This is a genomic window from Fibrivirga algicola (assembly GCF_011742925.1).
In the GTDB taxonomy this organism is placed as follows: domain Bacteria; phylum Bacteroidota; class Bacteroidia; order Cytophagales; family Spirosomataceae; genus Fibrella; species Fibrella algicola.
Map to the genome: position 1 here is coordinate 221227 of NZ_WAEL01000009.1, position 23558 is coordinate 244784.

The 23558-nt window shown below is 53.6% G+C and carries 15 protein-coding genes and 1 pseudogene; 7 read left to right on the forward strand and 9 right to left on the reverse strand.

Features of this window, described 5'->3' with window-relative positions; all coding sequences use genetic code 11:
- Window positions 1-41: 41 nt before the first annotated feature.
- On the reverse strand, window positions 42-1163 hold the full coding sequence (locus F7231_RS22460; protein WP_085414235.1) for an AI-2E family transporter: 1122 nt from the start codon (window positions 1161-1163) through the stop codon (window positions 42-44).
- A 392-nt stretch (window positions 1164-1555) separates the two neighbouring features.
- Between F7231_RS22460 and F7231_RS22465 the strand changes: the two genes are divergently transcribed.
- Window positions 1556-1882 (forward strand): hypothetical protein, encoded by a 327-nt coding sequence (locus tag F7231_RS22465; RefSeq protein WP_166693631.1) that lies wholly within the window; start codon window positions 1556-1558, stop codon window positions 1880-1882.
- A 14-nt stretch (window positions 1883-1896) separates the two neighbouring features.
- Complete coding sequence (locus tag F7231_RS22470) at window positions 1897-3918, forward strand: tetratricopeptide repeat protein (RefSeq protein ID WP_166693632.1); 2022 nt, start codon at window positions 1897-1899, stop codon at window positions 3916-3918.
- A gap of 95 nt (window positions 3919-4013) precedes the next feature.
- On the opposite strand, the gene F7231_RS22475 is transcribed toward F7231_RS22470, so the two are convergent.
- The 3 genes from F7231_RS22475 to F7231_RS22485 form a co-directional block, all read right to left on the reverse strand.
- Window positions 4014-4985, reverse strand: coding sequence for an aldose 1-epimerase (locus F7231_RS22475; RefSeq protein WP_166693633.1), 972 nt, complete (start codon window positions 4983-4985; stop codon window positions 4014-4016).
- Window positions 4986-5172: 187 nt separating this feature from the next.
- Window positions 5173-7095, reverse strand: a complete 1923-nt coding sequence (locus F7231_RS22480; protein WP_310589381.1) for an OmpA family protein — start codon at window positions 7093-7095, stop codon at window positions 5173-5175.
- A gap of 68 nt (window positions 7096-7163) precedes the next feature.
- Window positions 7164-7796 carry a 7-carboxy-7-deazaguanine synthase QueE gene (locus F7231_RS22485; protein WP_229370238.1) on the reverse strand — a complete coding sequence of 211 codons (633 nt, stop codon included), beginning with the start codon at window positions 7794-7796 and terminating at the stop codon, window positions 7164-7166.
- 150 nt (window positions 7797-7946) lie between these two features.
- On the opposite strand from F7231_RS22485, the gene F7231_RS22490 reads away from it, so the two are divergent.
- Window positions 7947-8189, forward strand: a complete 243-nt coding sequence (locus F7231_RS22490) for a GlsB/YeaQ/YmgE family stress response membrane protein (protein WP_085414231.1) — start codon at window positions 7947-7949, stop codon at window positions 8187-8189.
- Between the two features lie 268 nt (window positions 8190-8457).
- Window positions 8458-9678 (forward strand): MFS transporter, encoded by a 1221-nt coding sequence (locus F7231_RS22495; RefSeq protein ID WP_166693634.1) that lies wholly within the window; start codon window positions 8458-8460, stop codon window positions 9676-9678.
- Between the two features lie 49 nt (window positions 9679-9727).
- On the opposite strand, the gene F7231_RS22500 is transcribed toward F7231_RS22495, so the two are convergent.
- Window positions 9728-10798 (reverse strand): agmatine deiminase family protein, encoded by a 1071-nt coding sequence (locus tag F7231_RS22500; protein WP_085414229.1) that lies wholly within the window; start codon window positions 10796-10798, stop codon window positions 9728-9730.
- A gap of 64 nt (window positions 10799-10862) precedes the next feature.
- Here F7231_RS22500 and F7231_RS22505 point away from each other — a divergent pair, with 64 nt between their 5' ends.
- Both F7231_RS22505 and F7231_RS22510 read left to right on the forward strand, forming a co-directional pair.
- On the forward strand, window positions 10863-13316 hold the full coding sequence (locus tag F7231_RS22505) for a leucine-rich repeat domain-containing protein (RefSeq protein ID WP_166693635.1): 2454 nt from the start codon (window positions 10863-10865) through the stop codon (window positions 13314-13316).
- Window positions 13317-13455: 139 nt separating this feature from the next.
- Entirely contained in the window at window positions 13456-16779 is a 3324-nt protein-coding gene (locus F7231_RS22510; RefSeq protein ID WP_166693636.1) for a leucine-rich repeat domain-containing protein, read from the forward strand.
- A gap of 10 nt (window positions 16780-16789) precedes the next feature.
- On the opposite strand, the gene F7231_RS22515 is transcribed toward F7231_RS22510, so the two are convergent.
- Window positions 16790-18715, reverse strand: a complete 1926-nt coding sequence (locus tag F7231_RS22515) for a tetratricopeptide repeat protein (RefSeq protein ID WP_166693637.1) — start codon at window positions 18713-18715, stop codon at window positions 16790-16792.
- Window positions 18716-18837: 122 nt separating this feature from the next.
- Between F7231_RS22515 and F7231_RS22520 the strand changes: the two genes are divergently transcribed.
- Window positions 18838-19563 carry a universal stress protein gene (locus F7231_RS22520; protein ID WP_166693638.1) on the forward strand — a complete coding sequence of 242 codons (726 nt, stop codon included), beginning with the start codon at window positions 18838-18840 and terminating at the stop codon, window positions 19561-19563.
- A 78-nt stretch (window positions 19564-19641) separates the two neighbouring features.
- Here F7231_RS22520 and F7231_RS22525 read toward each other — a convergent pair whose 3' ends face one another.
- From F7231_RS22525 to F7231_RS27855, 3 genes and pseudogenes are all read right to left on the reverse strand, one after another.
- Window positions 19642-20163 (reverse strand): DUF4494 domain-containing protein, encoded by a 522-nt coding sequence (locus F7231_RS22525; protein ID WP_085414224.1) that lies wholly within the window; start codon window positions 20161-20163, stop codon window positions 19642-19644.
- Between the two features lie 129 nt (window positions 20164-20292).
- The gene (locus tag F7231_RS22530; protein WP_166693639.1) at window positions 20293-22890 is read right to left on the reverse strand and encodes a PspC domain-containing protein; all 2598 of its coding nucleotides are present in this window, start codon (window positions 22888-22890) and stop codon (window positions 20293-20295) included.
- 198 nt (window positions 22891-23088) lie between these two features.
- A pseudogene (locus F7231_RS27855) lies at window positions 23089-23427 on the reverse strand (PadR family transcriptional regulator); the annotation flags it as partial.
- Between the last annotated feature and the right edge of the window lie 131 nt (window positions 23428-23558).

Consider the following 23558-nt stretch of genomic DNA (forward strand, 5'->3'; position numbering starts at 1 on the left):
TCTGAGTATAACAAGCCGATGCCAGGCCCGAGTACAAGCCGTTAACTGGCTACTTCCTCTTTCTTAACCCGGCGCGGCCGTCTCGGCAGGCGGAACAGCTTACTGCCTTCCTGCTCGGGGGTCTGGTCGCCCAGAAGCACACCCCAGGCACGCAGGCTGTCGACCCGGTCAAAAATGATTTTCAGGATGGCGATTGCCGGGATAGATAGAAACATACCCGAAACGCCCGCCAGCGCGCCACCAACCAGAACGCCAACAATAGAAACCAGCGCGTTGATCTTTACTTTCGAGGCCACAATGAAGGGCACCAGCAGGTTGTTGTCGATGAACTGCACCAGCAGGAATATACCCACAACTCCCGATAACACTGACAAGTCGGTCTGGTAGCTCATCGTAACGATTACGGTTAGTAGCGTGGCAACCAGCCCACCGATGTACGGAACGAGGTTGAGCAGGGCGGCCATGATACCGAGTAAGATGGCATATTGAATATGGAGCAGCATCAGCCCAACCGAGTTGAGTGCCGCTACGCAGGCCGTTTCGATCAGCAGGCCAACCATGTAGCTCTGTACCACAGCCTTGATCGACGACAGCACGTCGCGCACCTTGTCGGTAAACTGCGGCGGAAATAGCACCACGATGAAATGGAGCAGCATCGACCGGTAATATAGCAGCAGAAATACATAGATCGGGATCAGAATCAACGTACCCAGCGGCCCGCTGATAATCCCGATGGCGTCAGACCCCTGAAGGCCGTCGAGCGTTTGCGCTTGCGCCTTTTGAATGTATTTATCCTGCTGGCGGTAGCTGACGTTATATTCAGAACGTACCCAATGTCTGACCCGCTCGTAGAGCTCGGTCATATGCTGCCGAATCTTGGGTAAATCGTCGGCGAAATCCGAGAGCTGAATTGACAGCAGAATACCGAGGCCTGTCAGGATGATGATCGCCAGCGTGAGGGCCAGCGTAATCGCCACCACTTTGTGCATACCCCGACGAATCAGCCAGCCTTCAATGGGTTGCAGCAAAACAGCCAGCAGGCCAGCCAGTGCCAGCGGCACCAGGATGTCCTGTCCCAGGTAAATGGCCAGCGTGATAATGGCCAGCGATAATAACGAATGCGAAAACTGGTGGTAGTGGGGGCGGGGAGAGTCTGACTGCATAGTGTTGAGATGGATTGAACCGCAATGTACAGAGGCGGCCGATAATGTACTCACCTGACCCAGTCAGACGGATCGTGAGCCTGACTGTAGAAACCACATAGGTTACCCAGCGTTTTGCTTGGTATGCTGAAAAATATACGTGGCTGTCAGACAGAATTACCCGTATATATCAATAGTATGACATATTATAATGGTAGATTAGTTGTATACCGAATAGTAATTAGGAAAATAAATAATTAGTCATAACGGAAAAACTAATACCTTTCAGAGGTGAACATGCGTAAATTATTTCTTACAACTCTATAGTCCTAGTAGTGTCAATAGGTTGCATTCTTTTCAAGAACTAATAGGCGACTAGATTCACGCTCACTATTCACACAGTTTATAAAAACATGACTAAGACAATTACAATTGAAGGCATTAATGCAGACGGGTCACTTAAACTTTCAGATAATGGTGTTACCGTAGCTAGTCCAGGTGATACAATCCTATGGATTATTGCGCCAAAGTCAGGAGTTAAAGCAATCACTGCGATTCAGGACAATTCATCAATTGATGTTTTTAACCCAAATCCCGCACCAGTAGGTGGATCATCCAATTGGAGCGGGCAAGTTACTCTTGGTCTTCAAAAATGTGAAGAAGACTATACGATTATGTTTACTAGGGATTCTGACGATATAACGTATAAGTTTGATCCGAAAATTCAAGTCGACTCGTAAGTATGCGTGGAGGTATGTCTAAGGTCTACTATTTAGTAGTAGGCCTTTTTTTCGTTGCCAATTTATCTGCTTTCTGTCAGAATCAGCAGCTGGCTGATAGCCTTGCCGTTATTTATCAGAAGAACACGCTGGAGGGCACTGCGAGGTTGGACCTGCTTCGGAAGTTAGCCTTCAATGAAGTAAAAGATTTAGCCAGAGCACTTCGGTATGCCGAAGAACTGATTCGTCTAGCCCGACAGGCGGGCAACTACCCGTCACTCCATAGTGGCTATCTGCAAAAGGGCAACAAAAAGAGATTGCTCGGAAATTTAGATGAAGCACTCGAGGCCTACATCAAAAGCGCCGAAGCCGCAAAAAAGACGGCCTACTCGCTGGGCGAAGGAACGGCCTACATGGCAATTGCTGATCTGTACTCAATTTCAGGCAATCATGCCAATGCGATGACGTACTATGATAAAGCAATTGCTATACTCAAAAATGCTGATAATTCAGTGTTGCTGGGTTCCGCTTTTTTAAATGCCGGCGATGAATACCTTAGTCATAAAAATTATAAGTCAGCGCTACTCTATTTCAGCGAATCTGGAAAAATTTTTGACAAGGCTAATTATAAAATTGGTAAAGCTTACAATCTGGGTAATATAGGTATGGTCTATGCCAATACCGGAAAAAATGAACTGGCTGAAAAAAATATTAATGAGGCAATTCAATTACTGGAGGAATTAAAAGATGTTTATCCCATCTCTGTTTACTTACTGTCGATGGCTGATATTTATCTGGATAAAGGGCACCAGTCGGTGGCATTAACTTATGCGCAAAGAAGCCTGACATTAGCACAGCGGTATGGCTTAAAACAGCAGATTAGTGATGCTAATCTGAAACTCTCAAAAATATATGAGACAGCCGGCGATTCAGGCAGATCACTTGCTTATTATAAGCGCCACATAGTGTACCGGGATAGTGTTAATAATGTTAAGTCTATTCAGAAGATGGCTGACCTTCGGACTGATTATGAAATTGCGCAAAAACAGGTGGAGGTAGACCTGCTAAACCAGGAGAAAAAAAATCAGCGCATTATCCTCATTTCTTTATTTATTATTCTTGGCTTGGGTGCAATCATATTGGTCACCTTATATCGGTATAATAATGCTCTGAAGCGACAAAAAGCCGAGATTGATCGAAAAAGCAGTCAATTGGAGACTTCATTGACCGATCTGCGCACTACTCAAACGCAACTGGTTCAACGCGAGAAGATGGCCAGTCTAGGGGAGTTGACGGCTGGTATCGCTCATGAAATTCAAAATCCGTTGAATTTCGTCACCAATTTTTCTGACCTCTCCACTGACCTGCTCGATGAACTGAAAGAGGAAGCGCTGGCCAATCGGACCGACGACGTATTGGCAATTGCCAACGACCTTAGCCTTAATCTGGCTAAGATTGCTCATCATGGCGGGCGCGCGTCGGCTATCGTACGGGGTATGCTGGAGCATTCCCGTAGCAGTACGGGCGAGCAACGCCCTACCGATTTAAACGCCCTGGCCAATGAGTATCTTAAGATTGCCTATCACGGGCTATTGGTAAAAGATAATGACTTCGCTTGTGAATTAGTAAAGGAGTTCGACCCCGACTTGCCTCAGCTAAGTATAGTGCCGCAGGAAATCGGCCGGGTTTTATTGAACCTGTACACGAACGCGTTCTATGCCGTTCAGCAGCAGCGTCGCGCACTACAAGCTAAGCCATCAGGTGAACTGACTCCTTATCAGTGCATATTAACCATCAAATCGATGCGGATAAATGGGTATGTCCAGCTTCGGGTGGGCGACAACGGTACAGGCATCCCCGAGCCCATTAGAGCCAAGATATTTCAGCCCTTTTTTACCACCAAGCCAACGGGGGAAGGTACAGGGTTAGGACTGAGCTTGAGCTATGACATTATCACAAAAGGGCATGGCGGCGACTTAATGGTAAATAGTCAGGAAGGGAAGGGCTCAGAGTTTATAATCCAGTTGCCCATCACCACCCCTGGTACGCAGAGTTAGCCGCCGCCATTAATTGTCAATCCAGTAGGATAAGGATCAGACCATCCGCCAGATCGTCCCCTAGCCCGCAGGGATTTTCTGCCTGCTTCTGCGTTCTAGGTCAAACGTACGCCGATTCGACCGCTGAGCGACCTGCCGGGTTCGAGAATTGTCAGGCCCTGTCCGTTGTTGAACGCATTCACGTTGGCCGTCTGTGGCTCAATAGCGATGCTGTCGCGGCGGGCGGGCGTGTACACGACCACGTACCCCAGCGAATCGCTCTGAGTAACTTCGAGTGCTACATCTTCGTCGGGCCACTGCAACACCGTCTTGGCTTCCTGTTGCCCGTTTACGTCTGTGAAGCTGGCAACCCAGGGGGTATCCAGTTCCACTTCCTTCAGGCTGAACGTACCCATCCGGTTGGCGGGGGCGGGTTTGGTGCCGTTAGCGATCATGTGTTCATCGAGCGTGATTTCCGTTTTGGTTGGCAGCGTGAGCGTCAGGTTATCGGTATCGGCATTGTTCAGCGTAAAGTAGGGGTGCCAACCAAACGCTGCCGGGGAGCGGGTTGTGCCGGCGTTCAGGGCGTCGAACGTCAGGGTAAGGCCCTGCGCCGAAAGGGTATAGCTGACCGTCAGTTTAAACGGAAAGGGATAGCCGGGTACGTCACCTTCATACACATACATGATCGTCAGCGAGGCATGGTCGGGCGTTGCTTCGTGCCTGACCACCTGAAATGGTTTTGGATGTACAAACCCATGCAACGCATTGTCGCGCATGGCCTCGTTCATAGGCAGGGCATAATCTTCGCCATCAAACCGGTAGATACCGTGGTGCACGCGACTCGGAAAGGGGTACAGCAGGGCGCTGGCGTATGTTTCGTCGGCCAACAGCGCCTGAGCCGAGCCGGGGCTGTTGATCAATGTATAGCGGCTATCGCCTTTGCGAAGCACCAATTGCCGCAGAATGCCGCCAAAAGAAGGCAAAATCGTGGCCCATTCACCTGTTTCGGTGTTGGCAAGGATATAATCAGTTAACGTTTCGGCGCCTTCGAGGGGCTCAAGCGAGCGGGTTTCAATCGTGAACATGCTGGTGAATTTGGGCAAAAGCTCCTTACAAAAGCCGCAAAGTAGGCAGGTTGTTCACAAAACTTACCTGTTCTACCCGTTGAAATGATAGTACGGGTAATACTTTTTACGCACCAGATCAGCCGTTCAGGAAGGGATGCCAACACCTCGGATGGCACCAAATCCTGCTTGGTTAGTAGCAACGAAGTTAGAGAATCCGCCATTCGATGCGGCGATTACGTTGCCTGGCCTCGTCGGTAGTCCCCTTCACGGCAGGTCGGGTTTTTCCGTAGCCAATGGCCTTTAAACGGGTGGGAGCTACACCCATCCGAACCAGGTAGTCGACAACCGTCTGTGCCCGTTTTCGTGACAGGTCCAGGTTGGCAGCGGGGTCGCCCCGGTCATCCGTGTGGCCAGCGATCTCTATCCGGACGGAAGGATTTACCTTCATAAACTCCGCCAGACGTTCCAGTTCAGTCTGTGATTTGCCCGACAGTTCGTACTGAGCGTATTCAAAGAAAAGGTTATTCAAGACTTCTTTGCTGGTTAGGCTGATAGGTTCCAGACCGGCATCGAGCGAAACGCCTAATCCCATCCCCGTTTCGGTGGACGTTTTGTCGGTATAGTTGAACGACAGGCTTTTGAACAGGTAGCCCGGCGCGCTGACGTATAAGGCATACTCGCCCCCCGCCGGTAACACAGCTATATACTGACCGGTTTGAGCGTCAGATGAAATTCGGGATATCGATTGATTTGTGCGTACGTCGATCAGGTCGAGGGTGGCACTGATGGGCTTGCTGGTGCGGGCATCAGTGACCAGGCCTTTCAGGTAGTTGACAGGACGTACCTGCTCGCGCAACGTAGCGGGCAAGTCGAAGGTGTAAATCCGCGACTTTTGCGATACGCCCTCTTTTTGTTCCTCAAACGAGTAATACGCTTTGGCGCCACTGGCCGATACAAACAGCGACGCCTGATCTTCCGACGTGTTGATCGGATACCCTAAATTCATAGGGGTAGTCCAGCCGGTTTTAACGCTATCGGGTCTGAAACGGCTCAGAAACAGATCATATCCACCCAGCCCGATATGCCCCTCCGAGGCAAAAAACAGGGCTTGCCCATTAGCATGCAGGAAAGGAGACGCTTCGTTTAAGGTCGTATTTACGGGTTTGCCCAGATTCACCGGCTCCGTCCAATTGCCGCTGGCATCGCGGGTGCTACGCCAGATGTCGCGCTGCCCCAGCCCGCCGGGTCTGTTCGAGACAAAGTACAGTTGCCGCCCGTCGGCCGACAGGCTCGGTTGCGATTCGTAGTCGCGGGTGTTAATCGTGGGGCCAAGGTTCTGCGGAGTGCTCCAGGCATCGCCGGTTTTCTGGCTGCTGTATAAATCACAACTGCCGAAACCCTGTCGCACGCCGCTTTGGCAGGCGGTAAATACCAGCAACCGCCCGTCGGCCGAGAGGCTGGCCGTACCTTCATTGTCGGCCGTATTGATCCTGGCTGATAATGTAACCGGTGTTTGCCAACCCCCTTCGGGCGACCAGGAGGCCGTCATCAGGTCTTCGTCGCCTTCCGGTTTCAGCATCGTGAATACCAGTGTCTGCTCGTCGGCGGTGAGCACCGGAAAATACTGCGATTCGCCAATCTTCAGTGATTCCGACAGTGGTTTGGGGCTTACCGAAACCGGGTGCTGAACGGCTTCCTGTCCGTAGCGGGCAGTGGCCAGCGATCGCTGCACCTGCTTTGCCTTGGCCGATTCCGGTGCGAAATACTTTAGAAACGTTTCAAGCATCGGGATGGCTTCGCTGTACCGACCCAGTTTCAGTAGAATCTGCGCCGACCCCTGATACGCTGCTGCTGCGGCACCGGTTGCCGCCCCCGGCTCAGTGGTCGGCTGATTACCAAGCAGGGCGATACCGGCCCGGTAGGCTTTCAGAGCCAGTTCGGGGCGTCGGGTAAACTCGTAGGCCTGCCCCATCCGCACGTGTGCATCCAGAAAACCAGGGGTTTCTTTCAGTGCCTGCTCGAAAAATGGAATCGATTCGGCCGCTTTGCGCTCGTTGAACAGCTTGATTCCCTGCGTGTACAACTCAACCGCCTTCTTTGATTGGGCCTGTGCAGAAAAAATTTGCACGAAAAATAACGCACACTGAACGAGGGTCAGCGCAACGACGCCGCGGCGTCGCAACACCGGCCGGTGCGTTAGGGAATCTGCATGAACTTGTGTGTTTGCAGGGAGATTTGCCACTGTGGATTTGCCTTTACATACTCAACGATACGAGGCAGCATTTCGTCTGATCGGCTCCATTCCGGTTGCAGTAACAACCGGCAATTGGGTCGCAGTTGGGCCACAAACGATTCGGCAAAAGCGAAGTCAGACGCGTTGTAAATAATGACTTTCAACTCATCGGCTTTCGCGTAAATATCCGGGTTAGGCTGTTTAAATTTCTTGGGTGAAAAACAGATCCAGTCCCACGACCCGCTGACGGCATATACACCTGATGTTTCAATGTTAGTCTGGAAACCAGCTACTTGCAATGCATTGGTGAGGGTTGTTAAGTCGTGCATAAGTGGTTCGCCCCCCGTAATCACGGCCATACGGCCTGGGTGTGCCAGTGCCCCGGCCACGATCTGATCAATAGTGAAATGCGGGTGGGCATTCACATCCCACGACTCCTTTACATCGCACCAGTGGCAGCCTACATCGCAACCGCCAAGGCGAATAAAATAAGCGGCTTTGCCGGAATGGGCTCCCTCACCCTGAAGCGTGTAAAACGCTTCCATAACGGGCAGAGTAGTAGTTGTGGTTAGTTGTTGCTGCTGTTCGGTACGCATGGGGCAAAGATACGGCTTTACGACAGGCCGATTTCAGGCATCAACACAGAACAGTAGTCAGTGCGTTCTATTGAACGGCCAAACATAAATCATACCGTGCTGTTATATCTCTGTTTTTAGTGCAAACTCAACTTTAAAAGAAAAACTGTCATGGGTATCTTAACATCAATCCTTGTAGGCGCTGTAGCCGGTTGGTTAGCCGACCTCGTATTTAAGCGGTTCTCATTCTCACTGCTCGTCGAAATCCTGCTGGGTATTGCCGGTGGTATTGTCGGAGGCTATTTCTTCGGGAAATCAGCTGGTCTGCTCGACGCTATCTTAACATCATTTGTTGGTGCCGTTGTGATTCTCGGTATTGCTGCCCTAATCAAGGGGTCGACGAGAAGAGCTTAAGGCTTACCACGTAACGACAGCCTACGGGACAATCTGCGCGTTATCCAATTATACATACAGAGTCAACAGCCCGGCGCATGGTATTTCCAGCGCCGGGCTGTTGCATTTCACCCGGCCTGATCAGGTGACGCACCTACGCTCATATGTGAAAAAACGAGTAGTACAAACTGGTTGGCGAGCGGTCATTGGTTAGGATAAATCGCACGAAACGGCTTTTATCCGTAGATTCGACCTTCTTCAATACAGACACTTAAACTGAACGTACCTGATGTCGTTGACTACCCGACTGCAATTATCGGCCATGATGTTTTTCCAGTTTTTCATCTGGGGAGCCTGGTATGGCCAGGTTACCAAGTACATGGAAAAAAGTATGGGGGCTACAGGCGTGCAACAAGGCGCCGCTTTCGCCACTTTTTCGCTGGCTATGCTGGTGGCTCCTTTTTTCGTTGGCATGATCGCCGACCGGTATTTCGCCGCCCAGCGCGTACTCGGAATCCTGAATTTGCTGGGTGCGGCGGTGCTGTATTTTCTCATCGATGTACGCGACCCCGATCAGTTTTTCTGGGCTCTGCTGATCTACTGCATCACGTTTGCGCCCACGCTGGCCCTGACCTCGTCGATTGCGATGCAGCAGATGCTTAGCCCCGAGAAGGAGTTTCCGGGTATTCGGGTGCTGGGAACGGTAGCCTGGATTGTGGTGACCAACATTGTGGGCTACTACGGCTTTGGCGATAAGGTGGCCATTTTTGAGCTGTCGATGTATATGTCGGTGGCACTGGGTATCTTCTCATTTTTTCTGCCCAATACCCCGCCCAAAGCCACGGGTGGTGCATCGATCAGCCAGATTCTGGGCCTCGATGCGTTTCAACTGTTCAAAGACCGGTCGTTCGCTATTTTCTTCCTGTCATCGGTGCTGATCTGTATTCCGCTCTCGTTTTATTACGCCATGGCCAACTCGGCCCTGACCGATTCGGGCATGAGTAACGTAGAGAACGTGATGTCGTTGGGGCAGGCGTCGGAAGTTATTTTTATGCTGTTGATCCCGTTTGCCTTTACCCGGTTCGGGGTGAAAAACATGCTCATCATCGGCCTGATCGCCTGGATCGCGCGGTTCCTGTTCTTCGGCTATGGCAACGCCGACTCGGGCATCTGGATGTTCTACCTAGCCATTATCCTGCACGGCGTCTGCTATGATTTCTTCTTCGTAACGGGCCAGATCTACACCGACCATAAGGCGGGCGATTCTATTCGTTCGTCGGCGCAGGGCCTGATTTCGCTGGCTACCTACGGCATCGGCATGAGCATTGGCTCATACCTGTCGGGGTTCGTAAAAGACTGGGCAAAAACGCCAACGGGCATCGATTACACGGCTTTCTGGATGGTCCCCGCTGCCATTGCCGCCGTTGTGCTGCTCCTCTTTATCTTCCTGTTTACTGATCGGAAAACAACCCAGCCCACGGAAGGCGAGCTGGTAACGGGACCACTTTAATCGCGTAATCGGATTCCGTGGATGCTAACCCACGGAATCCGAGAAAGAACTAAATAGCTGGTTCCTGCTGGCTCAGGCAATGGAAACTGCCGAGGCCCCAGACAATTTCGGTTGAGTCAATGCCGACGATTTTGCGGTCGGGAAAGCACTGGCCGATGAGGTCAAGAGCAGGCTGATCGTTGGCGCAGCGGAACGTTGGTACAATTACCGAGCTGTTGGTAATCAGAAAGTTCGCGTACGAGGCGGGCAGTCGCTGGCCATCACTTTCAACCGGGTCGGGCATAGGCAACTCCACAATGTTGAGCTGCTTGCCGTTGAGCAGGCGCATCTGCCGAAGTTCGTGGTGAATCTCCTGCAAAGGGGCATAGTTCGCGTCGTTGGGGTTGTGCTCGATGGCGGCAATGACCGTGTCTTCGTTCACAAACCGAACCGTATCGTCGATATGACCGTCGGTATCATCGCCTACGATACCATCTTCCACCCACAACACCTGCTGAACGCCATAATAGTCGCAGAGGTACTGCTCAATCTGCGCCTGCGACAGGTTTGGGTTGCGGTTTTTATTGAGCAGACAGGCCCGGCTGGTCAGGACCGTACCGGCACCGTTGAATTCCACAGAGCCGCCCTCCATTACAATGCCGGGCGTTACATACTCCAGCTTGCGGTAGTGAGCAATGGCTGTAGGCAGCAGGTCGTCGCGATCGTAAGGCGGGTACTTGCCCCCCCACGCGTTGTAGCCCCAGTTGACGATCATCCGCTCTTTTTTAGCCGGATTGATCAGAAACGCCGGACCATGGTCGCGGCACCATGAATCGTTGGTCGGGAAGGGCAGGAGGGTGATGCGGTCCATGTTGGCTCCGGCCATGAGCAGCCGCATTTTGGCTTGCTGAATCACCAGTTCGTTATGCGCGTTGATGCATACCTGCTCGCTTTCCGAAATGGCCATGATGAATTCGAGGTAAGCGGGCATCATACGTTCGAGCCGCTCTTTTGTCCACGACGCTTCGGTATGCGGCCAGGTGAGCCAGGTAGCTACATGCGGATGCCATTCGGCAGGAAAAAAAAAGCCTTGTTGAGCCGGTGTAAGTACCGCTGAATCTATTTCGGATGCGACAGACATTAGGTTGGTTATTCGTTGAAATCGTTACTTAAATTGCTTCGTTTACCAGCGATCACACAAAGCTATGCAAGGATATCGGGGCGGCAATCGTCAGCACGTAAGGATAACGTACCTGATCGGGTTGTGGTTGACCTGTTTATCCACCTTCACCTGGGCGCAACGCCTGCCCGACCAACCATCGCTGACCTGGTACGTCCCCAAATCACCGGTCTATCGGGGCATAGCGACTAGTCAGCTGGTTGAGTATACTTCGCTGACTGAGCTGACCGAAAAGCTAGTGAAGCAGGGAGAGAAACCTTATCATTTGACGCTACAGGTAGAAAAAAACACCGCCGACTGGCCGCTTTTGCAGCGTCTTGCTTCCCCTACCAGCCTGGCCATCGAACTGACCGACACCCTGATGGGCAACGAGCTAATGCCGATTCTGGCTGGCTGGACAAAGCTGGAGCGGCTGGACATCCGGTCGCTGGTCATGTCCCGGCCGGGCGTGAAGAATGGACCATCAGTTCTATTCAGGGGAAAGAGTGGCGAGGTTACGTTCTCGTTCAAGCCCGTGATGGCGCAGCTTTCCGGGGTTGGCTGGGACAAGCTTACTTCGGTCAGGCAGATAACCCTGGATAATAACATAAACCTCCCGCATGCCCTCAAGGCTCTCAAGGCGTTGCCTGCCCTGGAGTCGCTCGTTATTCAGCAGTATGCCTACGAGGCGAAACAGGATCTGTCGGCGCTGGCCGGATTAAGCAAGCTGACTGAATTGACCATTCTGGGGCAGGCACGGGTAGCGCCTGAGGTGTTCAAAGGACTGATAAACCTGACGGCGCTAACGATTCACGACCCCAACCTGCCGGAGTTGAACGAAGGGTTAACGTACCTGAAAAAGCTGCGTCGGCTTGAGGTGCATTGCTTTCCGGCGAGCGAGCTTCGACTGGGTACGTTGCCCGCTCTGCTAGACCTCAGTATCCAGCAATTTCCGAATCGGTCGGGGCTGGTACCCAACGACGCCCGGGCAGCCTCGCTGGCTAAACGGTCTGTTCGATCGCTGGACTCGACGCTGGCGGGCCTTACGTCGCTGCAACGGGTACAGGTAGAGGGCCTGAAGCTGGAGTCGTTTCCGGCTAGTTTGCTGGCTAACAGGCAACTCGTTTTCTTATCGATGCCCGACGTTGACCTACCCGCATTGCCCGCTAACCTCGACCAGTTGGCGGCGCTGGAAGAGCTGATCATCGACAACAATCCGTTGCACTCACTGCCTGCCGCCGTCTGTCGGCTGAGTCGCTTACGGGTATTAAGTGCCAGTAAATGCGAGTTGGAGGCCCTGCCCGACAATATTGGCCAGCTATCTTACCTGACCAACCTCTCGATTAACAGCAATCTGTTAGCGAGTCTGCCGGCCTCGATGGAGCAGCTGAAAAAGCTGCGGCAATTAAACGTATCCATGAATCAGTTAACGGCCCTGCCCGACTTTCTGGGTACGTTGCCTGCACTGGAAACGGTCGCTGCCTTTTGGAATCAGATCAGCCGGTTTCCGACGGGTATGACTCAGGTACGTGCGCTTTATCTGACAGATAATCAGATTGCAACGCTCCCGAAATCGCTGAGCCGGTTCAGGCGGTTGACTACCTTGCTACTCGATAATAATCCGTTGACGAGCCTGTCTGACGGTATCGGACAGCTCGATTCGCTGGAGACGCTGGTGCTGGGCGGCAATCTGCTGACAGCCTTGCCCGATGCGATTGGCTCACTACGACGGTTGAGCCGCTTCACGCTTGGCCCGAATCAGATTCGGGTGCTGCCAGCAGCCATCGGCGGGCTAACCTCACTGACCAGCGTCACGATCCGGCATAATCCCATCGAGCAATTGCCCGTCTCCATTCGCAACTGGCAGCAGCTAACTACGCTGGATCTGACGCTGCTGCAACTGGAATCGTTACCCGACGAGATTGGTCAATGGCAGCAGCTAACATCACTAAGTGTCGAGAGCGACCGTCTGCTGGTCTTACCCACCCCGCTCACCGACTGCCAGCAATTGACATACCTGTCCGTGACCGGCAGCCGCCTGATTGGCCTGCCAGAATCGCTGCATAAGCTGACCCAATTATCGACGTTGGCACTTGTTGGGCGAAGCGACTCACTAACGGGGCATGGGCTGGGGCGGGTGATGATGCTCCCCGCGCGTATTGCCTCCTGCAAGGCGCTGGTTGATCTGACGATGCAGCACCAGCAGCAGTTCGATGGGGTTGAAAGCCTGCAACTAATGGCGGGAATGCCTGCCCTTCACCGTATTGCATTCGTCAACTGCGGCTTTACCGATCTGGCGGGTGTATCGTGGAAAAACCTGCTGATGTCAACGTTGAATCTGTCGCAAAACCGTTTCAGCCAGTTGTCGTCGGCCCTGCTGGAGGCGCCCAATCTGGAGCAGGCCAATTTTTCAGAAACCAACCTGCCCGCGCACCTGAACCGGTCTTTTTTCAGACGAACAGAACTGGCAGAAGCGCTCAAACTGGTAATAGACCGCTAACGGAACCCGGGCTTAAGCCCGGACACCAGTATCGGAACGTACCTGTGGAAACGACACGATCTTGACATCAATCAATGGATTTTGCCAGTGGATACCTCAACTTGCCACATCTGTTAACCTACTTACTCTCCCACATCGTATGCTTCGTTGTTTACTTTTCTTTTGCCTCTTAATAGGCTCAAAAATTGCCGTTGGGCAAGGCAATTCAGGGAACCCCATCCCCGTTCGGCAAACCCGCTATTTCTCGCCGGAAGTAATGCGGCCGGGGGCGAAAATTTCCGGTCAACCGGAGAATGAGTTCTTCAAAACGTACTCGAGCTGGGCGACACTGGCCGAACGGAGTCGCCAAACGGATATCCCCATCACGCTGTCGTTGACCCTCGATTCAACCAGCCGACGAGGCGACTGGACCAGCCTGCGCAACGTGCAGCATGTGCGCCAGCTGAATCTACGGTTTGCCACTCCGCTGACCCAAGCCCTGGCCGATTCCCTGTCACGGTCTTTGGCCAACTGGCCCGAGTTGGTCTTTATGAACGTAAGTACGGTTATGCCCCCGAAGTCTACCGGTAAGGAAACAATGCCCGCAATTGATGGTAGGCGAGGCGCTCAGTTGACAGCCTTGACGACGGCAACTCTCTCGTTCGATCAATTGGCGGCGAGCCTTCAGTGGTTGAGTCGGTGCCCATCGGTGAAGACATTGACGATTAGTGGTGGCATTGGGAGTGGGCCGTATGCGTTGCCACTAGAACTAAGGCAGTTAACGCAGCTCGAGTCGCTGACGCTGTACGGGAACATGGAAGGGGAAGACTTCGAGAAGGCGATGAGCGGGTTGACCAATCTGAAAGTGCTTCAACTTTACACGTCCGGGGCTGGTAAACAGGTAGCCAGTATCGTGAAGCAACTGCCCAATTTACGGAGGCTTCACCTCCGTGTCGAGCCTCAGAAAGGTGGGTTTACCGGGTTGCGCCTCGGGCAGTTAGCCCATCTGGACACGCTGTACCTAGATGGCGCGCAAGGAACGTCAATCGCGATTGATTCCGTGCTGGCGGGCGTCACCTCGCTGAAACTGGTCGATCTGAGTCGGTGTGGGCAAACATCGCTAAACTGGCTGGCTAACAATCCGGACTTGCGCCGGGTAAGGCTGGCGGGCTGTCGGGTTCTGCCAACGGAGAAATCGTTGGCCAATCTGACGCAATTACAATCGCTTGCGATTGAGTATCCCGATTCATTGAGCCAATTTCCGGCATCGATTACCACCCTGCCCAGACTGCTCGATCTGCGGATCGACGGTAGCAGTATTACGGCGTTACCTGCCTCGATCGGGGCCATGACCTCATTGACGGCCCTATCGGTAAACGGTAGCAAACTGCGCGCACTACCGGCAGAAATTGGTAACCTGACGGCCCTCAGGATGGTAGCTATATCGGGTACGTCTATTGAATCATTGCCCGCCAGCTTCGCTCAACTTACCAATCTGACGGACCTCTACCTGGCCTCGAATAAGCTAACAAGCTTGCCGCCGGGCCTGGGTCGTTTACGACTGTTGCGGAACCTGAACGTAACGCAGAACAGGCTCATCACCTTGCCCGCCGATATTGGGCAATGCCGGGCGTTGACGTCGCTATCGCTCGACGTTAACCCACTGCTGGCAAGCTTACCGGCGTCGATCGGTGAGCTAAAATCGCTGACGATGCTGGGGCTCCAAAAAACCCGGCTGAGTGCATTACCGGCCACCTTGGGCAACCTAACCGAACTAAACAGGCTGTCGGTGTCTGGTGGGCAGTTATCGTCGCTCCCGGAATCGCTGGGAAACTGCCAGAAACTGCAATTTCTGTCTATTGCCGATAGTACGCTCGCTGTATTGCCAGCCAGTTTTTCTAACCTGAAAAACCTGGAGACGCTCACCCTCGAGCTGCCGCAACTGCGCCTGCTGCCGTCCGGTCTAACTGATTTTGTTCGCTTACGTATGATGAACCTTGTAATACCACAATTGGTGGTACTACCTGAAGAGTTAGGAAAACTGGTCAATCTAGCCAACTTGTCGGTAAAGAGCAGTAAGCTACTTGGCCTGCCCACCAGCATTGGTCGACTGGCGAAACTGGAATACTTTGTGCTGGATGGCGGCGTCGAGCCGATTACGAATAAATCGCTGGGCATGCTGGAGCAACTCCCCGACAGTCTGGCCCGTTGCGGAAAGCTGCGTATCCTTAGCATTAGAAATCAACTCGCGTTCGACGGGGCCGACGCAATCCAGAAAATCACGTCGCTGCTTGACCTGACCAGCCTTCAGCTTGACCACTGTGGCATTGATCGCCTCACTGATATTGACTGGAAGACGGTGAAGCTCCGCCAACTGTCGATGAGTCAAAACAGTTTGCGCGACGTACCTGAGGCCATTCTCGACGCGCCGCAGCTTGAGCAGGTTAATTTGAGTTACAACTACCCACTGCCTAAAGCACTCAACCAGAGTTTCTGGAATAAAGAAATGCTCAGGACAGCCTTTACCGAAGCCCGTTTGGCCAGCGGCTCGTTGCCCACCGATAAGCCCGACGCCCGGATTATGCAGGCCTATATGAACGCGGCGATGCGGCAGGTGCAGCAGCGAAACTGGGGCGAAACCTTCGCCAATTTTGACAAGGCTGTTCTCGTCGCGCCCGACTCGCTGAAGGCGCTTCCGTTCGCGCAACGGGCCGAACTGTACCTGTTCCGGAAAGAGTACGCCCTGGCCGTTGCCGATCTGGAAAACGCTATTTCGTTTGCCCCTAAACTGAAACGTAGTGCGATGACCAACAATATGTCGATCAACATGGTGGTGATGGACCGGCAAGCCACAATGATTGCCCAATGGTGGGGGCGACTCGGAACCGCCCGTTTGGCGCTCGGCCAGTATGAAAAAGCACTGGCTGACCTGGATAAGGCGATTAGCCTGCTGCCCAGCGAAGAGAATTCGGCTGTCCGGGCCACGTTTTACATTGAGCGGGGCAAGGCCAACGCCAGCCTCGACCGAACTGCTGCAGCAAAAGCCAGCCTGAGTAAAGCCAACGAGGTATACACAGCCATGGTCGCGGCCAGTCCGGGTGAACGCCTGACCGAAGTGGAGCTGGCCATTCTGACTAACCAGCCCGAAAAAGCAACGGCCGCACTGGCGCAGTACCGAAAATACTTTGCAAAAGATGGCCTGATGGGAAAGCCGGGCAATACGTTCGGAATGAATCTGGGCGGCTACACTACTCTACAGGAGTACCTGGCTACCTGCATCGCCGTTATCAACGGCAGCCAAACGCCGGAACAGGCCCAGACCTCGCTGACAACGTACCTGAAGGCATCGCCCGAGCGTATATACAACTGGAGCTTCGACCTGTTCGAGACCATGCTGCCCCGGATCGGGTTACCGGCCGACAAGGTTGCCGCGTTGAGTGCGCTCACAAAGCTGACCAAAGAGCAGGCCGTAAAAGTGGAATAGGCCGTTGCTGCTAGGGCAACGTTCTCAGTACCGCGTCGATGGGCTGGCCCAGGGTTTTGGCCTGTTGGGCGTGCTTACGAGCGTCGGCAATCCGGTTCATCCTGATGAGCGCGTAGCAGGCGTATACATGCGCCGGGCCGTTGGCGGCGTCGAGGGCAATGGCCTGCTCACAGGTTGAAACGGCCTCGGTATACTGTCGGTTTTGCAGGTACGTAGCGCCCAGGTTGGTCAAAAACTGAGCGTTGGCCGGGCTGCGGGCAATGGCCTTCTTGTAGAACCGAATGGCTTCGGGGTATTGCTGATTCGTGAAGTAGGCCGCCCCCAGATTGGCCAGTGTATTCAGGTACGTCGAGTCGAGGCGGTAGGCGCGTTCCAGGTACGTGATGGCTGTTGCGGGTTGGTTTTTACCCACCAGGGCAGTGCCCTTGATGGTCAGGGCCACCGTATTGTCTGGATTCCGGGTCAGCAGAAAATCCGCGTCGGCTTCGGCCTCGGCGGGTCGGTTCAGCTTCGAGAGCAGGTAGGCCCGGTTGGCGCGGAACAGTGGTTTCGGGTCATGTTGCACGGCGCGGTTGTAGTCGGCCAGGGCCTCGTCGAGCCGGTCGGTCTGCTCGTAGTACAACGCCCGGTTGCTGAAGGCCGTAGCCGAGGTGGGTTGTGTTTTCAGCACGTCGGTCCAGAGTGTTTCCGAGCTTTGCCAGACCGCAATGCGCTGCACCGTAAGCCAGACAAAGGCAATGGTGAACAGTCCTGCCAGCGCCAGTCCAGCCTGTTTCCAGTTCCGTTCGCGAAGGGTATCAAGCGTGGTGGCGGCGGCGAAAAACAACCCAATGTAGGCAATGTACGTGTATCGGTCGGCATAGGCGGCACTACCCACAGCCTTGATCAACTGCAGAGTCAGAGCCAGGTTGGCGATGAAAAAGACCAGTCCGAAAAACCAGAGCGCCGACCGTCGGTAGAGCCACACCAGTCCGGCAAGTACCCCAACGCTCAACAGGGTATACACGAGAAACAGCCCCGGAAAAGCCTCGCCTGCCTTAGGTCGGATATAGAGCGCCGACAGGTCGAGCGGCCAGATGACTTTGAGGAATGAACTGATCAGCGCGTAGCCTCCCAACTGGGTACGTTCCCAGAGTGAGTATTCGTCGTTGATCGCCTGCGCCGACGCCTGGGCCGTGAGGGTGCGGTAAGCAAAATAAGCGGATACCACAAAAAACGGAATGGTTGGCAGCCACGCCTTAACCGAGAACGTGCGCCGATGCCAGTACGTGAGCAGCACGAGCACAATCGGCAGAATAACTGCGGCGGGCTTCGACAGGTTGGCCAATACGCCGCACAGTAGGCTCAGCCCGAGATACAGCCCGTTGCGCCCGCTCAGGTACGCCCAGTAGCTAATCAGCGAAAGCAGGAAGAAAAAGCTGTAGAGTACGTCTTTCCGTTCGGCCACCCACGCCACCGATTCGACATGCATGGGGTGAATACCGAACCAAAGTGCCACCAGAAAAGCGACCAGTTTTCGGCCTGCTGATAGTTGCCAGCAGAGCCCGAACACCAGCCCCACGTTCAGTACATGGAGCAGCAAGTTGGTGCGGTGAAACTGCGCGGGATCGAGCCCGGCCAGGGCATAATCGGCGCTGAGCGAGAGCAGGGTGAGCGGATGCCGGTTTCCTGAGATAATGGCGTTGAAATAAGCCGGGAGAGAATTTTTGCTGACATCGAGCAGGGGGTTATTGGTCAGGTAATCAGGATCGTCCCAGTTCGTGAAGCCGTTGCGTAGCGATGGCAGGTACACAAGGATGGTAATGAGCAGCGCGGCTGCCAGGTACCAATACCACGCCAGCGAACTGTGGGCTGGGGCAGTCGGGCTAGCCGGTGCAGGCGGGGTAATCGGGGCGTGCTGCTGCGATGAAGGCCGGGCGGCTGAACGTGTTTTCATGGTGGGTTGGGTTTGCCTTCCTACAAACAAGTTGCGTGCCAGTCGCCAGTCTTCGCTAAGGATGCATAACTATACGGTCGGTTGATGCGTTGAGTGAGTGGCTTTGTTCATATCATACGTTTATGAAAACGATTCTTTTTCCAACCGATCTCTTCGACCAATCGTCGTCGACACTCACTTATTTACACCTGATGGCCCGCGCCTGGGAGGCACGCGTTATAGTATTGCACGTGTATCAACCAGTCATCGCCGACACCTCACTGCCTACCTTCGCTGATCCGGGGGTAGGGTCACTGGCCACGCTTGATCTGGAGACGATCAGTCAAAAGCACCTCAATACGCTTGTTGAGAAGTTTCAAAACGAGGGACTCAACGCCGTGGGCGAATGGCGGGTAGGCGATGTCGAAAGCAGCATTGTCGAGGCTGCCCGTGAATTTGCGCCCGACCTGCTGATTACCCAACGCAGTACCGTTGCCACGTTTTTTGACCGCATGGCGGGTAGTGCTGCCGACGACGTAGCGCGGTTGGCACCCTGCCCGGTTCTGTTTATTCCGGACAATGAAAAGGGGGTAACCAGATCGGCTGTTGCGTTTCGATCGGTGGCCTATGTGTTACAACAGCACATTACCCAGCAGATGGTGACCGACCAGACCGCCGCTATCGTCGACGCTTTTGATGCGCACCTGACGGTGATCACTCCCGAGCAGATCGACGAAAACAAACCTGATCTATTCATAATTCAGCGAAAAGAAACGGGTTTTCTGGGCGGCCTGATGGGGTCAGATCCAACCGAGAAACTACTGTCGACCTCCGAAGTGCCAGTTCTGGTGTGCCACGTGGCGGAGTAACAGGTACGTTTTCATCCGGCACCCATCAAAAAAGCCGCGTCCTGAGCAGGACGCGGCTTTTTTGATGGGTAGTCCGACTTAGACGGCGGCAGCTTCTACCTGGGCGAGGGGCTTCAGGTTAGCCGGAATTTCGGGTTCCAGGGCGTCGTGGGGCACTACTTCCAGAATCGGTGTGAGGTTGATGTCGGTGATTTCGACCGGCACCAGCATCGAACTGAGGTTGTCGACCAGGCGTTGGTGTGCTTCGCGCAGGTTCGAGCCGTTGATGAGCATTGTGCTGAGCACCTTCTTGGCGCGGCCTTTGTCATCTTCGGTCATGTAATACGTTTTGCACTTATACCAATTGTCGCCACCCTCCACATGGAAAACGTCGCTCAGGCGCATGGGCCGAATGGCCGTTATCTCAAAGTCGGGCGTGTTGTCGGCCACGATGCGATACAAACGGGCTTCGGCATCGGTATATGAAACGGCATCAATCAGGTACGTTTCATTGATGGTCTTCATTTTCGGCGCTTCAGCAGAGCCTTCATTGCGGGTATCAACGGCGGCTGAATCGTCGGTTTGTTGGTAGCGTATTTTGCCGATAAACCAGGTTGGCATGAGTCAGTATCAATTAACAGTTAACAATTAGCAGTTATCAATAAACACGTATCAATCGCTCCGCCAACTCATAAAGTCAGGCGAAGCGATTGATACGTATTCGTTGGCACTTGTTTATTGTAAAGGTACTCAATCCCGGTCTCTGCTCTGCCTGATTCGGCTAACGCCCGATGTCTTTTTTGATAGGTTTTTTATTTCACCAAGTCGGGCGTTGCTGGCCCCCGAGGTGTTCACATCGGCCCGATCGATACGCATCTGGCTGGCCTGTAACCGGCTGGCACCCGATAGTGTTGCAATGACCTGATTGGCTTTTCCGCGGAGAACCAGACGTGATTCGCCGGTTTGGTCGGTTGTGATTGTTCGGGCAGTGGTGCGCACAAAGGCCTTGCTGGCACCCGACAAATCAACTTTCAGATCGTTCAACTCGTCGAATTCTGTAAGGCGGGCTTCCGTCTGGCCCGAGAGCCGCATCACCGAAATGGCGGGCAGGGTAATGGTGAGCCCGATACGGCCGTTCTGGTCGGTATTGCCGTCGCGTTGCTCAATGCGGAGAACACCGTCTTCGTTGGAAACCGTAACCCGGTCGAGACCTTCCTGGCTACCGTCGCCGTCTAGTTTAAAGGTGCTGCCTTTCTGGAAGCGAACAGCAAAATGACCGGTGACTGCTACGGTGGTGGGCGCAGCCGTAGCGGTTGCTGACGCCGGAAGCAGTGAGCGGGTCAGCTCGCCATTGGTATCCACGTTCACGTCATCTTCATCGTTGTCGTAATCATCATCATTGTCGTTCTGATCAGAGTCCAACGTACGCTCAAAGCCGACGCCCATCAGGCCTGCGGTAGTGAACTGCCACAGATTGTTTGGCATCTTGTTGAGTTCACCATCGTCGAACCGGTTGACGATGAAGCGGGCAAACTGCTCGGTCATGCGGAACGGCTTTCCAAATGGCACGTAGACGCGAATCTGGAGTTCCTGGTTACGGAAGCGCGCATCTTCGGGCAGGATGAACCCGTCGTTGAAGGTCAGCAGCGAATCGGAAACGGTAGGTACGTACTTGATCTCGCGGGCCGTTGCCTGGGCCTGGTCGCGGCTGCGACCCCGGGCTGATGCCTCGATCACTACCTTCACGTCAGGACCCGGGTAGCCCAATAGTTCGATCGACGTGCGGCTGCGGAACTCGTTGTCGGTATCGAGTCGATTCAATTCAAAGGTTGGCGTACCGGTTGGCTGCAGTACCAGCGACGTTTCTACTTTCCCGTTGCGTTTGAACTCGCCCAGAATTTGCGGAATGGTTGTGGCCAGAATAACGCCGCTGATTACCCAAATAGCCAGCAGCGTAAGCACTGCATTGCCTTTGAGCAGTGCCTTGCGGGTGATCACGATGAGGCCGGTCAAGGCCAAGGCCAGGCTGGGCAAAAAGGCGAAAACGAAAGCTGACAGCAGAGTCAGGAAGCTGGCGTCTTCGCGCAGAATAGACAGGGGAATACCATCGCCATCGCCGAAGTTCGTGCCTGCCAACACGCCAATACCTGCGCCAAATACGATCACACAGGCCATGATGCAGCTGAAACCTACAACTAGCAGAAGCAAACCAAATAGAATGCGAATCACGCTACCGAGGCCGCCAAGCGTTTTTCCAAACAACCGGCCCATTGCTTTAAAGATGGCGGCAATGGCGCGGAATGGAAAGAGCAATAGCTGGGTCAGGCCGCTTTCAGGCGCTGATTCCGGAATGTTAAGGTTACTTTTTACGCTGCTTTCAATGTTGCTGAGCGTAATAGGTTTGCCAGTCATCTCCATTTTTTCGGTCAGGCTGCGTGCTTCAGGGGCTACCATCCAGAGCACGATGTAAGCCAGAATGCCGAAGCCAAACACGAAGACGCATAAGACCAGCGCAATGCGGATCACGCTGATTTCGACGCCGAAGTAGGCGGCCAGGCCCGACGCAACGCCCCCCAGTACCTTGTTTTCGGGGTTGCGGTAAAACTTACGAATCCCCTTTTCCTCTTCCAGCGATGAGTCGCCTGGGAGAAAAGCCCAGAGCAAAATGTAGGCAATAACGGTCATGCCCGAGAGCGAACCGAACAGGCGGCCGTCGTCGAAAAGGCCGCTACTGACGGCGGGGAAACCAATGACAAGGCTTACTAGTAGCACACGTACCCAAACCGGGTCGATCCGGAAGTAGTGGGCCAGACCGGCTGCTACGCCACCCAGCGTTTTGTGGCGCAGGTCGCGGGATAGTTTCCGGTTGCCGTTGGTTGTTGTGCGCTGCGACTGACCAGCGTTAGCCGCATATTCGTATTTACCGCTCTTGAAGCTGTAGCTGGTGCCCGGCGGTGGGGCGTTGGTCGTCTTTTCGGTGCCCGGGTAGTCTGACTCCGGTACGTTTGTGCGGGGAGTTGGATTGGTTTTGGCCCGGCTGCCGCCCGTCACCAGTACCTCCTCATTTTCAACGGCTTCAAAATCGGCAACGGTGCCCATTTTGGCAATCAGGCCGTTTACGTCTTCAAGCGTAACTGCCTGGCGGGCGGGCGTTTTTTCGTCGCCTTTCAGATTCTGGAGGAGCTTCTCGGCAATGCGGTTCTCGATGTCGGTGACAATCTCCTGACTGTCATCATAGGTCGAAAAATACTGCTGAATAGACTGGAGGTAACTTTTCAGTTTCTCGTAGCCGTCTTCTTCAATATGGAAGATCACCCCGCTGATGTTGATGCTGATGGTCTTTTTCATGGTTGTAAATGGGGCTTATTGATCTTGTTTAGGTTCGGGCACCGATTCGGGCATCACAATATTGACCGATTCACTGGCAGACTCGGGCGAGTCGGTCGCGGGAGTCGTTGGAACCGCCACGTCAGTAATCGCCTCGCCTGGAGCAACAGGGGCGGGTTGCACATCCACGGCCGTTTGAATGGTGGGTGCTACGCCGTTTCCTTTAGCCTGTGCCCGGTTAACGATGAGCATCACCGAGTCGGAAAGCTCCTGCCACGTTTCATTCAGCGATTCTAATGAATTTCGACCTAATTCGGTGAGCATATAGTATTTACGGGGCGGGCCTGACGTCGATTCTACCCATTTATAATCGAGCAGCCCGGCGTTTTTCAAGCGTGTCAGAAGTGGATAGAGCGTTCCTTCGACCACCATGATGCGGGCCGAGGTGAGCTCATCGAGCATATCGGAAGCGTAAATTTCGCCCCTTGATATGATGTGCAGAATGCAGAATTCCAGAATGCCTTTTCGCATCTGGACCTGCGCGTTTTCAATATTCATGAGCCGTAGTGGGTCATAGGTCAATGGATGGAACAAACATACACTAAGGTACTTTGTGATGCAAGGTACTTGATTAGGGATATTAGTATTTTGGTATGAATGGTCGATATATAAGGATGAACTGCTTTTCA

Coding starts and splice junctions, on each gene's coding strand:
- F7231_RS22460 (WP_085414235.1), bottom strand. CDS start 1,163: ATGCAGTCAGACTCTCCCCGCCCCCACTACCACCAGTTTTCGCATTCG.
- F7231_RS22465 (WP_166693631.1), top strand. CDS start 1,556: ATGACTAAGACAATTACAATTGAAGGCATTAATGCAGACGGGTCACTT.
- F7231_RS22470 (WP_166693632.1), top strand. CDS start 1,897: ATGTCTAAGGTCTACTATTTAGTAGTAGGCCTTTTTTTCGTTGCCAAT.
- F7231_RS22475 (WP_166693633.1), bottom strand. CDS start 4,985: ATGTTCACGATTGAAACCCGCTCGCTTGAGCCCCTCGAAGGCGCCGAA.
- F7231_RS22485 (WP_229370238.1), bottom strand. CDS start 7,796: ATGCGTACCGAACAGCAGCAACAACTAACCACAACTACTACTCTGCCC.
- F7231_RS22490 (WP_085414231.1), top strand. CDS start 7,947: ATGGGTATCTTAACATCAATCCTTGTAGGCGCTGTAGCCGGTTGGTTA.
- F7231_RS22495 (WP_166693634.1), top strand. CDS start 8,458: ATGTCGTTGACTACCCGACTGCAATTATCGGCCATGATGTTTTTCCAG.
- F7231_RS22500 (WP_085414229.1), bottom strand. CDS start 10,798: ATGTCTGTCGCATCCGAAATAGATTCAGCGGTACTTACACCGGCTCAA.
- F7231_RS22505 (WP_166693635.1), top strand. CDS start 10,863: ATGCAAGGATATCGGGGCGGCAATCGTCAGCACGTAAGGATAACGTAC.
- F7231_RS22510 (WP_166693636.1), top strand. CDS start 13,456: ATGCTTCGTTGTTTACTTTTCTTTTGCCTCTTAATAGGCTCAAAAATT.
- F7231_RS22515 (WP_166693637.1), bottom strand. CDS start 18,715: ATGAAAACACGTTCAGCCGCCCGGCCTTCATCGCAGCAGCACGCCCCG.
- F7231_RS22520 (WP_166693638.1), top strand. CDS start 18,838: ATGAAAACGATTCTTTTTCCAACCGATCTCTTCGACCAATCGTCGTCG.
- F7231_RS22525 (WP_085414224.1), bottom strand. CDS start 20,163: ATGCCAACCTGGTTTATCGGCAAAATACGCTACCAACAAACCGACGAT.
- F7231_RS22530 (WP_166693639.1), bottom strand. CDS start 22,890: ATGAAAAAGACCATCAGCATCAACATCAGCGGGGTGATCTTCCATATT.